The organism is Gemmatimonadaceae bacterium (assembly GCA_035633115.1).
Taxonomy (GTDB): domain Bacteria; phylum Gemmatimonadota; class Gemmatimonadetes; order Gemmatimonadales; family Gemmatimonadaceae; genus UBA4720.
In genome coordinates this window covers 1-14677 of the sequence record DASQFN010000115.1, presented here as the reverse complement: position 1 = coordinate 14677, position 14677 = coordinate 1, and the positions used below count along the sequence as shown (strand labels likewise).

The 14677-nt window shown below is 61.9% G+C and carries 12 protein-coding genes; 6 read left to right on the top strand and 6 right to left on the bottom strand.

Features of this window, described 5'->3' with window-relative positions; all coding sequences use genetic code 11:
- The first annotated feature begins 73 nt into the window (after window positions 1-73).
- The 5 genes from VES88_17640 (at window position 74) to VES88_17620 (ending at window position 5680) form a co-directional block, all read left to right on the top strand.
- The gene (locus VES88_17640; protein HYN83306.1) at window positions 74-3286 is read left to right on the top strand and encodes a SusC/RagA family TonB-linked outer membrane protein; all 3213 of its coding nucleotides are present in this window, start codon (window positions 74-76) and stop codon (window positions 3284-3286) included.
- Window positions 3287-3366: 80 nt separating this feature from the next.
- Window positions 3367-4959 (top strand): hypothetical protein, encoded by a 1593-nt coding sequence (locus VES88_17635; GenBank protein HYN83305.1) that lies wholly within the window; start codon window positions 3367-3369, stop codon window positions 4957-4959.
- Between the two features lie 103 nt (window positions 4960-5062).
- Window positions 5063-5242: a hypothetical protein gene (locus VES88_17630; protein HYN83304.1), complete on the top strand. Its 180-nt coding sequence runs from the start codon at window positions 5063-5065 to the stop codon at window positions 5240-5242.
- Window positions 5243-5309: 67 nt separating this feature from the next.
- On the top strand, window positions 5310-5471 hold the full coding sequence (locus VES88_17625; protein HYN83303.1) for a hypothetical protein: 162 nt from the start codon (window positions 5310-5312) through the stop codon (window positions 5469-5471).
- On the top strand, window positions 5468-5680 hold the full coding sequence (locus VES88_17620) for a type II toxin-antitoxin system HicA family toxin (protein ID HYN83302.1): 213 nt from the start codon (window positions 5468-5470) through the stop codon (window positions 5678-5680). The genes VES88_17625 and VES88_17620 overlap by 4 nt, the downstream gene beginning before the upstream one ends.
- Window positions 5681-6158: 478 nt before the next feature.
- Here VES88_17620 and VES88_17615 read toward each other — a convergent pair whose 3' ends face one another.
- Window positions 6159-6428 (bottom strand): hypothetical protein, encoded by a 270-nt coding sequence (locus VES88_17615; protein HYN83301.1) that lies wholly within the window; start codon window positions 6426-6428, stop codon window positions 6159-6161.
- Here VES88_17615 and VES88_17610 point away from each other — a divergent pair.
- Window positions 6385-6642 carry a M23 family metallopeptidase gene (locus VES88_17610; GenBank protein HYN83300.1) on the top strand — a complete coding sequence of 86 codons (258 nt, stop codon included), beginning with the start codon at window positions 6385-6387 and terminating at the stop codon, window positions 6640-6642. The genes VES88_17615 and VES88_17610 overlap by 44 nt on opposite strands.
- A 248-nt stretch (window positions 6643-6890) precedes the next feature.
- On the opposite strand, the gene VES88_17605 is transcribed toward VES88_17610, so the two are convergent.
- From VES88_17605 to VES88_17585, 5 genes are all read right to left on the bottom strand, one after another.
- Window positions 6891-7328 carry a hypothetical protein gene (locus VES88_17605; protein HYN83299.1) on the bottom strand — a complete coding sequence of 146 codons (438 nt, stop codon included), beginning with the start codon at window positions 7326-7328 and terminating at the stop codon, window positions 6891-6893.
- Between the two features lie 184 nt (window positions 7329-7512).
- Window positions 7513-9234 carry a serine hydrolase domain-containing protein gene (locus tag VES88_17600; GenBank protein HYN83298.1) on the bottom strand — a complete coding sequence of 574 codons (1722 nt, stop codon included), beginning with the start codon at window positions 9232-9234 and terminating at the stop codon, window positions 7513-7515.
- Between the two features lie 174 nt (window positions 9235-9408).
- On the bottom strand, window positions 9409-11595 hold the full coding sequence (locus VES88_17595; GenBank protein ID HYN83297.1) for a CocE/NonD family hydrolase: 2187 nt from the start codon (window positions 11593-11595) through the stop codon (window positions 9409-9411).
- Between the two features lie 262 nt (window positions 11596-11857).
- Window positions 11858-12739, bottom strand: coding sequence for a hypothetical protein (locus VES88_17590; GenBank protein HYN83296.1), 882 nt, complete (start codon window positions 12737-12739; stop codon window positions 11858-11860).
- A gap of 136 nt (window positions 12740-12875) precedes the next feature.
- Window positions 12876-14483, bottom strand: coding sequence for an alkaline phosphatase family protein (locus VES88_17585; protein ID HYN83295.1), 1608 nt, complete (start codon window positions 14481-14483; stop codon window positions 12876-12878).
- Window positions 14484-14677: the final 194 nt, after the last annotated feature.

The following is a 14677-nucleotide window of genomic DNA, read 5'->3' as shown; positions in this document are numbered from 1 at the left end:
GCGCTCCGCCTTGACGCTTGCGACCCCCAATCCCATTATGGCTTCACATGTTCCCGTAATCTTCGGAGGATGAATGCCTCGTTCCAGGTTCAGTATGATCCGCGCTTGCGCGTTTGAGCTTTGTCTCAGGCGTATTATCCTCCCGGTCGGCGCACCTGCCCGCTTCGGTTCGACCGTCGCGGGTGCGCTTCTGGTCCTTGGCGCTGCTCTTGGAGCGACTCCCGGGTCCGCGCAGACTACGGGCGAGCCAACCGGCCGCATAACAGGCGTCGTCACGGATTCGGCCGACAACAGACCGCTTCCCTCGGTGCGCATTTCGGTCAGCGGCACCAGACTCGCCGCGGTCACCGATGACGCGGGACGATTCACCGTCAACAACGTCAGGTCCGGGCGGTACAATCTTTCGGCGCGAAGGTTGGGCTATCGCCAGTCGGCCGTCACCGGCGTGACGGTTGGCGATGGCCTCACCGCAACCGCGAACTTCAAGCTGGATCCCGTTGGCCTGACCCTCGAGGCCGTCGTTACCACGGGCGTCGTCGACCCGATAAGTGGCACTCGTGCACCATTCACAATTGGTCGCGTTGACGCCGAGAATGCCCCTGTTCCCGCCACGAACGCAATCGAAACGATTCAGGGAAAAATTGCTGGTGTCACGGTCGTTCCAAGCGGACAACCGGGAAGTGGAACAAGCATTCTGTTGCGCTCGCCGACCAGTATCTCGAAATCGATTTCCCCGTTGATTGTCGTTGACGGGGTTGTCATTGCCCAGGGGTTCACCGGTTCGACGGCCGACCTCGAGTCCATGGACATCGAAAGCGTGGAGGTCGTCAAGGGTGCCGCCGCGTCATCGCTGTTCGGGTCGCGTGCGGCGTCCGGCGTGATTCAGATCAAGACCCGGCGCGGTTCAGGACTGCCAGAAGGCACCACCCGCGTCACAGCGCGCTCCGAAATCGGCACCAACCAGCTTGGCGGAAAAATCCACTGGGCGCAGAATCATTTCTACCTCACCAACGAGCAGGGGCAATACGTGAATGCCGCGGGCGCGGTGGTGACGCGCTCGCTGAGAGTCCCGAAGCCGCTCTTCGCGCGGTTTCAGGACGTGAGCTACGCCGAGCCGGTCTATGATCAGGTCAATCGTTTCTTCGATCCGGGACAGTTCGCCAAGAACTCGATCAACATCGCGCAGAATGGTGCGAGGACGAACTGGCTGCTTTCCCTGGTGAACACCCGCGAGGACGGCGTGGTGTTGAACAGCGGCAAGTACGAGCAGAACAACATACGCCTCAATCTCGACCACCGTCCCATCGAGACTCTCGAGCTTTCGTTCAGCGGCTATCACAGCCGTTCCGATCGCAACGAGCTGTACGGCGACACGTTTTTCGACCTGATCAACCAGGCGCCCGACGTGGACCTGCTGGTTCCCGATCCGGATGGCACCCCGTACATATACCAGGGCGACGCCATCGAGGCGCGCGAGGAGAACCCTCTATACGTGTTGTCGACCGAGTACGATCGCCGGAAGCGCGCGCGCACTCAGGGCAGCCTGGCGGGGCGATACTCCCCGCTCAGCTGGCTCAACTTCGACGGCAACCTGAGCTACGACCGGTCCGACCGCCGGAACGATTTCTTCCTCGACCAGGGCGTGAAGACTGAAGGCTTCGCCACCGGTGGGCCAGGCGAGATCGAGCAGTTCACGGGAACGACGAATGCGTTTAACGCCGCCGCGAGCGCGAATCTGCTCGGTCGAGTGGCGCAGCTCACGATGCGGTCTACGCTGCGCGCCCTTATTGAACGGCAGAGCAACCAGACGACCACGGCCAGCGGGACTATCTTCTCCGCGCCGGGAGTGCGCAGTCTGAACAACGCGCAGCAGCGCTCGATAGCGTCGTTGCTCGAGGAAGTCCGCGCAACAGGGTACGCATTGACCGCCGGCGCCGACTACGACGGCCGCTACATCGTCGACGGCCTCGTGCGGCGTGACGGAAGCTCGCTGTTCGGACCGGAGGAGCGATGGAACAATTATTATCGTCTGAGCGGTGCCTACCGGATGTCGGAAGAGAGCTGGTGGCCGCTCAAATCAATCGATGAATTCAAGCTTCGCGCATCGCGCGGGACCGCGGGAACCCGGCCGGACTTTAGCGATCAGTACGAGACATTCTCGTTTTCAGAAGGCGGGGGTCTCTCGAAGCTGACGCTCGGCAACAAATTCCTCAAGCCGGAGCATGCAACGGAGACCGAAGTCGGTATCGACGCGATCTTCCGGCAGCGATACTCGCTGCAGCTCTCGTACGCGAGAAATCGCGTTATTGACCAGCTCATCCAGATTCCTCTCGCCGGCCTCTTCGGCTACACGACGCAGTGGCAGAACGCTGGAACCGTCGTCGGCAACACCCTCGAGGGCACCCTTGAAGCGCAGCTCGTCAGGCGGCCGAACTTCGCCTGGCGAATGGGGATCGTCGCTGATCGCTCGCGTAACCGCATCACCGAGTTCGACCGCAGCTGCTTCACTATCCAGAACATCGCTTTTCGCTGCGCCGGCGAGACGCTGGGGGCGATGTACGGCTTCCGGTTCATCCGCGGAACGGACGAGCTGCTGGCGAACGCGCAGGCGCGTGCCTCCGACTTCCAGGTCAACGACGAAGGAATTCTCGTCTGGGTCGGGGCTGGCAACACTTTCCAGGAAGGCGAGACAAAGAAACTGTGGGGCACGTCGGCCACCATCGGCACGACCAACTTCGCCTGGGGAATGCCGATCGTGCTGCGGGATTCGACCGGGAGCAATCGCCTCGTCAAGATCGGCGACGGAAACCCGGACTTTCACTGGGGTTTTTCCAACAATCTCAGCTGGAACGACTTCAGCGTCTTTACGCTTCTCGATGCGCAGGTCGGAGGCCAGGTCTACAACGAGACCAATCAGCGGATGTACCAGTGGGCGCGCAGCAAAGACGTCGATCAGGCGGGCAAGGAGCAGGGACTCAAAAAGCCCGTCGAATATTACGTGAACCTGTACGCCGCGAACGATCCCACTGACTACTTCGTGGAGGATGCCGGGTTCGTGAAACTCCGCGAAGTCTCGCTTCGTTACCGGCTCGGCTCGGGTCTCGTCAGCTCACTCGGCCGTGTCGGCGTTAGCGGTATCTCGCTCTCGCTTATCGGCCGCAATCTGAAAACCTGGACCAACTACAAAGGCTATGACCCGGAAGTTGGCGGGACGATTGTCCGCCGTGACAACTTCGGCTACCCGCGGTACAGGACATTCACCGGCAGCGTGGAGGTGACGTTTTGAACGCCTTAAGCGGCCATGACGGCGCACACCATAACGGTGAATCGCGGCAAGAGCGCGGCACAAGAGCCTCGGGAGATCTGATGCGCAAAGCAGGAATTGCTGTGGGCGCCACTGCCTGTGTTGTCGCGGCCGCATGCCAGGACCTCGCCGTGACGAATCCCAACGCGCCCGATCGCGAGCGCGCAACTCAACAGCCCACCGCTGCTGAATCTTTCGTTGCGAGCTCATTCCGCACCTGGTGGCCGGTATCGGGTCACGACGACTATCCAGCCTGGGCGCTTTCGACGTCGGCCCGGGAGATCACTTCCGGCTTCGCCGATTTCGGCCAGCTCGAGATATCGGCAGAGCCACGATCGGCGTGGAATAACAGCTCGGTAAATGCGCGAAATGATGTGAACGAGGAGCCCTGGTACGGGCTGTACCGCACGATCTCTTCAGTGAATGACGCGCTGATAGCGATCGACTCGGGCCTCGTCATCGTCGACGCCGGTCGCACGGCGCGGACGCGCTCGGTCGGGAAATTCATTCAGGGAATCTCGCACGGGCAGCTGGGCCTCTACTTCGACAAGGGATACATCGTTGACGAGAAGCTCGCGCTCGACACGATAACCGTTGCGCAGTTTCATCCATACCCTCAGCTCATCGCCGCCTCGATCACGCAGCTCGACTCATCCATCGCCATTGCGAAGGCGAATACCTTTACGCTGCCCGTCGATACATGGTTGTTCCAGGCCATGAGCAGCGCCGATCTGGTGAAGCTCGCAAACTCATTCGTCGCCAGGTTTCTTGCCTACGCGCCGCGCACACGGGCCGAGCGAGCCGGGGTCAACTGGACGGAGGTGATCCGGCGGGTGGATGCAGGTATTACTGCCGATTTTGCGCCGACGGCGCAGGTCGATATCCTCTGGGATGACTGGAAGCGCCTGGTAGCCCGCGTGCGTACAGCAACACGACCGAGCGATTTCGGCAGGCCCAGCTACTGGCTGCTCGGCCCCGCCGACTCCGCCAACGGTTTCGTGAACTGGGTCAACACGCCACTCAATAACCGCGTCGCGTTTCAGATCCGAACGAAGGATCGCCGCATACAGGGAGCTGCCGGTCCGGCGACTCCCGGCAAGTACTTCGGTCACAATGCCGAGAACATCTTCCAGTCGAGCCGCGGCACGTGGCGGTACTCACACTATTACTACCACCGCTTCGGCACCGGCCTCACTTGGCAGACGGGCGCACAGCCCGCCGTCACCGTGACGGAAATGGACCTGTTGAAGGCCGAGGCGCTGATTCGACTCAATCGCGCGGCAGAAGCCGTAGCGCTCATCAACAAGACCCGCATCGCCAACGGCCAGCTGCCGCCGGTTACTACCGATGGTCCGCCCGACGAGCCAGGGTGCGTTCCACGAAAGGTCAACGGACAGTGCGGCAGCCTGTGGGATGCGCTCCGTTACGAGAAGGGAGTGGAGATGGTGGGCGTTGACGCGGTTGTCCGCTTCTTTGACGCGCGAGGGTGGCAGCTGCTGCCTGAGGGAAGCTTCACGCAGCTTCCGGTACCTGGGAGCGAGCTGGCAACACTCCGGCTCGACCTGTACACCTTCGGAGGCCCCGGTGGGGATTCATCGGCGCCAGCGCCCGACCCCGAGCGGTGTCCAGTAGCGCTGCCCCGGTGCCCAGCCTGACGGTCCGATCAGCAGATCTTCGTTACGGTCGTCGAGGAGGTCACGCGGACAGTCGCGGCGCCGAACGTAACACACCTCAGGTTCGCAACTAAAAGATAGATGAATGACCGTGCCCCCGTCGGAGCTGCCACGCATCGTCACTGATCGCTATGCGATGAAGCAGGTCGGCGCCGGCGGCATGGCGACCGTCTATCTCGCCCGCGACGTCAGGCATGACCGCGAAGTCGCCCTCAAGGTTCTTCGTCCGGAGCTGGGCAGAGCCCACGGCCACTCGCTATACTGAAGGTGCGTACAAGGGGAGGCCCATGAAATTTCAGATTGAGATTGAGCAAGAAGCTGATGGCCGGTGGATGGCTGAGGTCGAGGCGCTTCCTGGCGTTGCTTCGTACGGGACGACAAAAACCGATGCCCTCGCTAAGGTTCAGGCTCTCGCACTTCGCGTCCTGGCGGAGCGTTTGGAGCGTGGTGAAGCCGTTCCAGAGTTTCTTGACGTCTCGTTTCAGGCGGCGTGAGCACTTGGGGTGCCGCCAAAGCGAAGCGTGTCTTAGCGGCGCTTCTTCGTATCGGCTGGGCTGTCAAGCGCGAAGCAAGTAGTCACAAGACTTTGGCCAGACCCGATTGGCCGGATTACGTATTTGCATTTCACCATAGTGAAGAAATTGGTCCGCGGATGCTTGCGCGCATCGCTCGCCACACCGGGCTCAAGCCTGAAGATATTTGACCGGTCTGCCTCCTATGAGGGATCATCTGTCAAGTCCTGGAGCAAAGGTGAATAGCGAGCAATCGCAATAACGCGGCTACGCGCCGCTGTGGTTGTCGATTGTGCATTCCGTTCACCAACTGGCCGCTTCTTCCGAACGTTCCGGGCGTGATGCCCGTGAACAACCTCCTATCCGTGTCGGCAGAGGCGAGCACCCGAACTTTGTGAATCCGCCCAAGGGCGAGTTGAAGCGAGGGAGGGGAGCAAACCCCTTTTTAACACACGGTTCCGAGAGCTTAGCCCTCGAGACCCGACGGCAAATGCGGGCCTCTCCCTCCGGTCGGTGACGGAAAGCGCAGTACCTGCTTCGTGCGTTATGCGGGGAGCACGGCGCCCTCCGGAATGAGTCCTGTGTCGAGGTACCGCCAGAACGCGATCAAACAGCTTCCGCCCGTTTGATTTTGATAACGTGTAGCTGGTATTTTTCGCTGGACTCTCGCTACGGAGCTACGTGAGCCGCTTCGTTTGGGTCGCCCTCATCGTCAGCAGCGCGTGTACCTCCATCCGGCCCGCTTCGGCCCCGATTGCTGCTGACCTCGCCTTCGCGCACGTGACCATCGTTGACGTGCACGACGGCCGCGTGCTTCCCGAGCACACGGTACTGATCGCGAGCAACCGCATGCTTCGCGACCCGCGGTACACCCGTACTCAGCGCAACCGATGGAATCGTTCTTCGCGTAGGAACGAACCGGCTCGGCGGACGAGTCATCAACGTGCTTGGGCCAGGAAGACAGGTTCACGGCTACGCGCATCTCGATCGCTACGGCGCGTTCAAACCAGGCGATGTGGTTTATCGCGGTAACATCCCCGGCTACGTTGGTAACACCGGCAACGCGCGCGCGACTCCACCGCATCTCCACTACGGCGTTTACGATCCGGCGCGTGGTGCGGTGAATCCGTGGCCGTTGCTGAATGCCCGCTAACCGGCTGCGGCCTCCTCATGCCGTCAGCTACATAGCGCCTGCACTTTGTGGTAGGAAAAACCTGAGTCGCCGGAAAGACGAATCGTCTCGCCGACTGCATTCGCAGAAGTGATGTCGATCCGCAGTCGAAGCGGCGAGGCTGCGAGTGCGGTGATCGAGCCAGTCGCGGACGTTGCGACGCTGATGACTTGCGCTACCGCCGACTATAAGAGCGCACTAACACTTCCATCATCGCGCGGAGCTCGGGCTCAGGCATCCATCGACCGCGAAGCATGACGCCCGCGAGGCGCCTCACATTGCGAACGTCGCTCAGCGGGTTTTGCTCGAGCAGCAGCAAGTCGGCGCGCTTGCCTACCGCGACCGTGCCCTGCCGATCGCCAACGCTGAGGAAGATCGCCGGTCTTCGCATCGATAGCCTGGATGATGTCGCTCGGATTGGGCATGTACATCACGCCGCGGTAGACCAGCGGCGTTCCCTCCTGCACGCCATGCGTCAATGTACGTGACCAGGCCAGAGTCAACTGCTGAACATTATTGCTGTTGATCTGGTCAAGTGGACTGTAGCCCCAGCTATCAAGCGTGCGGCGCCACATCAGCCAGTCGGCCGGATCGGGATTCTGAAGCATCTTGTCGGTGACCGGGACGAAGCGGCCAGTCCCACCTGCGCCGCGATCGGAAGGCTGCACGACACACCTCCAGCCGCCAAGATCGCCATTGCGAAGCGCTTCACCATAGTTCCATCCTCGTGCCAGCCGTCTAACGTATTCGAGCTAAGCTGCGTGGTGTACGACGCAACGCGCGGAGGGAAGCGACGCGCGGCGCGAGTACCCACGTCAGCTTCAGCGTATTGTTAGACAGCACACTTGGCGTTCAACGTGCTGGCACTCGAAGGAAGCGCAGGTCGCGAACTACATCGGCGCCTGGCGGCGTGGTGATCGCGAAATGCGTGATGCTCCCCGCAGCATTCCGCTTGAACTCGAAGCTGGCGATGAGCGGTTCGTTCCATACACCGAAGTGGCGGCTGAACACATCCGGCCGCATGGGCAGAAGCGGACCGTCCGCCTGGCCGGGACGTCGAAGCACAAGTTTCCCGTTACGCACCGCGAGCTGCCATACCGCGTTCAGTTCCTCGCTGACATATGTTGCGGCGTACTCGGCGAGTATCATCGAGTCCGGGCGCCACACGGCGGAATCCGCCATGCGCTCCCACACAACGTCCACCTCGCCGGCGGAGACATACTCCATCCGCATCGTTTCGGATGGACTGCGCGAGAAGGCTAAGCGAAAGTCGCCAGGGATGCCGTCGGCCGTGAACACGCCATCACCACGGTATGTGAAGGTCTGCGCCGTGTCGCCAAATAGCTCGACCAGCTTGCCATCGAGGATGGCTATCCTGGAGAGGTCGAGTTCACCTGGCGCCTGATAAACGCCGACGTAGCCTTGCAACTCCTCTTCGGTGATCGGCGCGGCCGGCGGTGGGCGATAGGTGGCCGAGGCGCGGCGTGGCTGCATCACGGCGTCGAGGTACACGTCGGCGACGCGTTCGGCTCGCTGTCCTGCCCAGAGATGATCGCTATTGCAGAGTGTCGCGACAGCGAACTGCTGGTCGGGAAACCGGATGATCTCCGTCCTGATGCCACTCGAGTGACCACCGCGAGAGAAGGTCGCTAGGCCGCGGTAACTCTCTTTGCGAATGCCGTACGCGTAAGGAATCGTATCGCCGTTGGGGAGTGTCGGCCGCGTCAGCATGTGCGCGACGAGCGGCCGTCGTCCACTCGCGCCCTGCGCGAGCGCGCGATCCCAGTGCAGCAGATCCTCGATCGAGGTGTACAGGTTTCCCCCGCCGGCAATCTCGGAGCTGTTGAACACGACGCGGAAGCCGTCCCTCGACCGGGCATGACCAAACGCCCGTTCCGGTACACGCGTGCCACGCGCATCCTGGACGCGACTGTTCGTCATGGCGAGGGGTCGCAGCACCTCGCGCTCGAGATACGCACCGAACGGCTCCTTTACGACACGCTCGATGACCAGGCTCAGCAACTCGAAATCGCTGTGGCTATACTCGTGGCGCGTGCCCGGCGTCAGATTGAGATGCTGCTGACTTGACAGCAGCGCGAGGAACTCGGCCATCGTTCGCGTCTCACGCCTGGCCAGCACGTCGAGGGAGCCGTAATCGCGCAGACCGCTCGTGTGCTGGAGCAGATCGCGGATCCGAATCGGCGTGCCGTAGTCGGGCAACTCGGGCACGTAACGCCGCACATCGTCGTCCAGCGACAAGCGGCGCTGCTCTTCCAGCATGAGCGCCGCAAGTGCCGTGAACTGTTTGGCGGCCGAGCCGAGGTCGAAGGAGGTGTGCGACGTGATCCGCCGTCCGTCCTCCACGTTGGCCAGACCGTAGCCTTTTGCGAGCAGGAGCTCGCCGTCCCGGTATACCCCCACTGCACAGCCAGGCGCATCATACCGGATGTCCCCGAATACCGAGTCCACACGCGCCGCCAGCATCTCGGGTGCAGCGACATCGGCGCGGCGCCGTTGGCCCGCCGAAGTGCACCCGATTAGCAGAAGCAGAACGACGAATGGAGGCTTTCTCATAGAATCTTCTTCTGCGATGGAGCTACGCAGGGTTGCTAATATGACGAACCGCCGGCGATCCAGCTTATGTCGCGCTGTCTAACGCCTTGCCGATAAGCTGCGGACGCCGAAGGCGATCGTCAGCTTCATCGGCGTGTTAGCTGGCAACCACGCGCGCATCGGCTCCTGCGTTCACTACCGCCGAACCGGGAGCTCGACGTAGCTTCCCGGTAGCCACCGAATAGTGAGCGGTGCTGCAGCGTCGACGATCGACTCATCGCTTACATCGCGACCCGTGCCGTAGTTGATCTGCTGCCGCGGGCTCTTCGGAATGGCAAGCGTCACCACAATCCGGCTTCCTGCCGCTACGTGTCGAGCCATGAGCCGAATGCCGCCGCCAAAGTCCAGACGCTCGACCTGATTTGGCTTCAACAGGCGTCTTTCGCTCGGGCTTGCCGTGTAGCTCGCACGGGCGGTGAACGGCACGATCTGGAAGTACTGTCCGTCAGGCAGCAACTCGTACAGCGTGATCACGAAATCGAAATCGCGCCGGTTCGCGACCAGCTCCAGATGTCCGGAGAGGGGTCCGGCGACGTCCAGCGAATCCGGTAGGGGCTCGCTGACAAACGTCACCGCATTCGCCGTGTCCAGCACCGAGTCGAGCAGGCCTCCCACGAACGGCGCGTCGACATCGGAACGATCGGCGAGATTCACCGTCAGCGTCACCGCTGAGCCGACAGCGCCCGGCGCTGGCGTCAGCGTGTACGTCGCTCCAGACGCTTGGGCGTTGAAGTACAGCCGCATGCGGCTCGTGGACATCGCGGCGACGCTCGGCGCATGCCGCCAGACGTTCGCGCCCATCATCTCGTAGTTGATGCGGTCGACGAGCAGCGCCGGGCGAGGTGCGCCTTTGAGGACGTGGTCGAACCATGGATACCGCAGTCGCCTTAGGATATCGATGCGCGCGACGGGATCGATCTCGTATCCCGCGATGAACGTCGCCGTGTCGCTCTGCGCCGTCACAACGCCACGCTGTGCCTGCAGATGATCGTACGGCCCCCAGAGCATATAATGTTGCGCCTGCGGGTTATTTCTGTAGTGCTCCCGGAAATACCAGAGCGCACCGCCCGGACCACCGAAGAGGTAGCCCGCGGTCTGGAGCACTGGAATGTTGATGCGTGCGTAGTCGCTGCCCTGTGGAACTGTCGAACGCCAGAACGAATCCAGTGCCGGATGCGCGAGCCACTGCGCGAACACTGGATTTGCCGTGCCGTCGATTTTCTCCATCTCCCGGTACGAGCGGCCGGCCGTATACCACGCGCGGTTCAGTCGATTCCAGCGACCGAAGTCATTGTACGTGTCGTTGTCCAACCAGCGATTGTTGGTGGTGTAAAAAGGCCAAGGGTACAGGAAATTCCAAAACACGTTCCCTTCCATTGGGACGTCGATGCCCGGAGCCGCCGGTGCTCCCACCATCATCGCTTTGAGTGGCGCCGGCATATACTTCGCCGCCGCCCACGCCGTGAATCCCGAATAGCTTCCGCCGTACATGCCCACGCGGCCATCGCTCCACGGTTGTTGGGCAATCCAGTCGATCACCGCTGCCGCGTCCATACCGTCGTACTTGTAGGGAACGATCTCGTCAGGGCTGCACGCTTTTCCACGGGTGTGTGCCACAACGCCAGCATATCCGTGCGCAGCGGTCAGAAGCGCTTCCCGCAGCGATGCGATCGAGTCGGCGTAGATTGTGAACTGCATCAGCGCGGGCAGCTTTCCTCGCGCCGCTCGCGGCCTCGTCACGAACGTGCACACCGTAGCCTGGTCCGGTGTCCTTACCGCAATGTTCGTCTCCATCACGTAGCGCCGCGCGTCGTCTTCGGCCACCGAGGCGGCCGGTAGACCTGCGAAGCGGCGATACGTCGCCACGGCGTTGAACACGCGCAGCAGTGTGAGCGCTTCGTCGAGCGACACACTCGTCCGGCCGTTCAGATTTGGTGTAGCCCATCGGAGATCGCCGGCCACAGTGCGCGGGCTCTGAAGAATCGTGCGCGAGGCCCACGCGGCAGCCGCGTCGTCGAGATCCGCAAAGCGCGAGCGGAATGCAGTCGCGAAACGTTCGGCGAAGGGCGTTTCCACGGGAGCGGTCATGGCAGCCGACAGAATTTCGTACTGTACGTTTAGCGCGCGTGTTGATGCGGTCGTATCCTGTTGCACCTGCCGCAGCGCCGCCAGTGAACTCGCGGCGTCGGCGTATCGTCCCAGCAGCATTTCGAGCCGGAAACGGTTGTCGAGATAACGTGCCCGACTGGTATCGCGATAGTCAGCCAACACCTGTGTGGCGAGTCTCGGCATCGATGTAGCGAGTGCTGCCGAATCTGCCAATTCCGCGGCGGACAGCGGAAACTGCTGCGCGCGAGCCAGACCGGGCCAGAGTGACGCGCAAGCGACACCGACCACAAGAAATCGCCTGAGTTTTATGTACCGGGTGTGCATTCGGTCTGTTAGAGTAGTCCAGCTAACGCCTAAGTTCACTTGCGAGCGAATCAATAAAGGCGCGAGCTTCGCTCGCGCCAATCTTTAGCTCGCTCGTCAAGTGCAACGATCGTTATGCCGCGCCCACGCAGGAGCTTGTGAAATTCACGCCTCACGGCCTGCTGAGGTCAAACCCAATCCTCAGTTTTCCCTGTGCCACGAGCGCGTTGAGTCGCGCAACATCGTGCGATACGACGACGTGTGTCTGCGGGCCCGCGACGTCGCGAAGCCACCTCAATTCCCTCGCTATCGCGTCCTTGTCTTCGCCGCCGAAACCCCGTGTGCTGGCTGCCGGTTTCTGCACGAGCGAATCGATACCGCGCATGTTCCACGCGACATCACCCGCGATGATGATCTCGGAGCCAGATGCCAACCGCACGTAAACGATCTGCGATCCGGCTGTATGGCCTGGTGCCTTGATCAGGACCACCCCCGGGCCGATGGGCATGATCGGATCGTAGTCCGTGACCAGATATCGCGAGGCGACGGCTGAATCGATCTTGATTCGCGGGTTGTTCGGACGAAGCATTAGCGATTGAATCTGAGCCTTCGTGAGCACCGTGTGCGCTTGGACCTCGGCGAGCGCAGGCGAACTCAGGACTCCCGCGACATGGTCGTGATGTTCGTGCGTGACCACAGCCAGGCGCGCGCCGCGAAGTGCCTCATGGATCACTCGATATGTACTGTCGTCAAAGGTTTTGCTAGCTGGCACAAAACTGCGATCGAGAGCCGCGTCAACGGTGATCCAGCCACGCGGAAAACGAATTTGAAACACCGGGTATCCGCCAGCGACGGTGTCTGTGTTGCCACCTTCGAGCAGGTAGGCCCAAGTCACCGTGAACGGATTCAGGAGCACGAAGTTGACCGACGTTGCCACCTCGCCCGGAATAAGCGTTGCGGCACGCCGGAGCGCCGGAAGCAAATCGGCGTTGAAGCGATCGGCCTGAGCTCGCAGCTCTTGCGCCAACAGGCTGCCAACCGTGGCGAAAATCATTGCGAGTTTCGAATACTTCATGGAGCGCATGAAGCGGCCTCCTCTTGGGATGACAAAAGCTTTTACAAGCGGCATAACGCTCCGGTTCAGCGGCGGCGCAGAGCGCCGTCCGCTGCAACCGGTTGTTAGGCCGGCTCTATTCGAACTTCGTTTGCCTGCGCGTCGGCGTCACATGGTTCGCCGCCTCAGCCGCGCGCCGCACGTCGTCGTGGGTGAAGACCGAGAAAACAAACGGCTGCGCTTCAAGGAAACGAGCCAAGTCGCCCAAGGTCAGACCGAGAAGCAACAGCCGGTCCTCATCGACGAACATCTGTGCGTTTTCCGGTTCGTAGGCTGTAACGAGCTGCTTCTCCTGTGGATCGAACTTCTGGTGCAGCAGGTCTACCACTGCGGGTGCCAGGTGCCGGCGCTCCGGCGGTGCGGAGGGCATGCCGTGGTCAGCGGTCACCGCCAGGAGATCGTCCTTTCCAACCTTGGCCTCGAGCGTACCGATGATTCGCGCCAGATTGCGGTCCATTTCGCCCAGTGTGAGGCGCAGCTCGTTCGAATCCGGCCCGTAGCGGTGCCCCACGAAATCCGCGCCTTTGTAGTTCAGCAGAAGAAGGTCTGCAACACTGTCTTCGCCCAGCGGCTCGTGCTCCATCATGGCGGTCATCGCGTCGGCTTCGAAGGCGGGGAAGAGCGCCGAACGACGCACCGCCGCAGGCGAATCGATTCTGTGATGCAGCCACTCGCTCTCCGCCGACCACAGTGTGCTCGCATTGCGATCCTTCAAATAGTCAGGCAGACGGAAACAGTCGGGGTTCGAGTGCCAGGCACCCGTCGCCTCGTCGTAGCTCACGAGCACGACCGGCGCGCCATTCGGCTGACACGCACCATGGCCGGCGAGCGGTGTCGCCGCTCGCTCGATGCTGCCCTGCGCCAGGACGATCGCGCGGCCTGATGTGGTGAGTTGCCATACGTCGGCAAGCGTCAATGCCATCAGAGCCTGCGGCATCATCCCGGCGAACAGGTCTTGGCGCCGCCTGTGGAAGCGGTCGTAAATGTTGTTGACCGTGACGCCGTGGATAGAAGGATCGGTGCCAGTCGAGATCGTCGAGTGTCCAACAGCGGTGTTCGAAGGCAGAACGTTGACGTGCGCCTGGCTGAACCACGCGGCGCGCCGGCGTAGCGCGGAAAGCGTCGGCATCACATCGGCGTACCGATCGAAGTAATCGCGCCGCATGCCATCCAGAACGAGAACGAAGACAACGCGCGGTCGAGCAAAACCAGGGCGCAACACCGGCAATACACGGCCTGTCGCAGTCGGGGGCATCGACACACCCAGCGCCGCCGCAAGCGTTGGCGCAACGTCCTGCTGCACGGCCGGCATCGAGTACACTCCCGTTCTCACTGCGGGGCCCGCAAACATCAGCGGAATCGAGACGTCATACGCCCACGGGGAACCGTGCATGTACGCCACGTCCGGGTCAGGCCGCGTGATGAAGGCGCCTTCACGTGGCACGATCAGGAGTTGGCCAGTTCGTCCAGGAAAGTACGCCCGAGCGAACATCTCTAGGAAGCGCTGTCGCGCGGCGACATCGGCCGGCGCCGTACGTCGGATTCGAGGCGCGTCGCTACCAGAAGATCGCTCGGCCTGCTGGCCTGAAACCGTGCCAGCCATCGCGACCAGGGTCAGGACGAGCAGGACGGCACCGCAGGCGGTCAACCTCGAGGGGGTGGCAAAAGTTGGCGGCGGCGTCATGGCGCCAGCTTCCCTTCAAACCGGACGACCGTGCCGGGACCCAATCCGACCGATCCGCAGAGCCTGCGTCCCGCCTGCATTTCCCAATCAAGCTTCATCTCTTCCTCCTGCCGCAGCCCGCGTGACATCATCGCGCGAACATCGTTTCACTACCGATAACATTCAAGCTGCTCTCCAACCAGCGCGGCCTAACG

What these genes read in the sequence shown, in the direction of transcription:
- VES88_17640 (HYN83306.1), top strand. Translation starts at nt 74, where the DNA reads ATGCCTCGTTCCAGGTTCAGTATGATCCGCGCTTGCGCGTTTGAGCTT.
- VES88_17635 (HYN83305.1), top strand. Translation starts at nt 3,367, where the DNA reads ATGCGCAAAGCAGGAATTGCTGTGGGCGCCACTGCCTGTGTTGTCGCG.
- VES88_17630 (HYN83304.1), top strand. Translation starts at nt 5,063, where the DNA reads ATGACCGTGCCCCCGTCGGAGCTGCCACGCATCGTCACTGATCGCTAT.
- VES88_17625 (HYN83303.1), top strand. Translation starts at nt 5,310, where the DNA reads ATGGCTGAGGTCGAGGCGCTTCCTGGCGTTGCTTCGTACGGGACGACA.
- VES88_17615 (HYN83301.1), bottom strand. Translation starts at nt 6,428, where the DNA reads ATGACTCGTCCGCCGAGCCGGTTCGTTCCTACGCGAAGAACGATTCCA.
- VES88_17600 (HYN83298.1), bottom strand. Translation starts at nt 9,234, where the DNA reads ATGAGAAAGCCTCCATTCGTCGTTCTGCTTCTGCTAATCGGGTGCACT.
- VES88_17590 (HYN83296.1), bottom strand. Translation starts at nt 12,739, where the DNA reads ATGATTTTCGCCACGGTTGGCAGCCTGTTGGCGCAAGAGCTGCGAGCT.
- VES88_17585 (HYN83295.1), bottom strand. Translation starts at nt 14,483, where the DNA reads ATGACGCCGCCGCCAACTTTTGCCACCCCCTCGAGGTTGACCGCCTGC.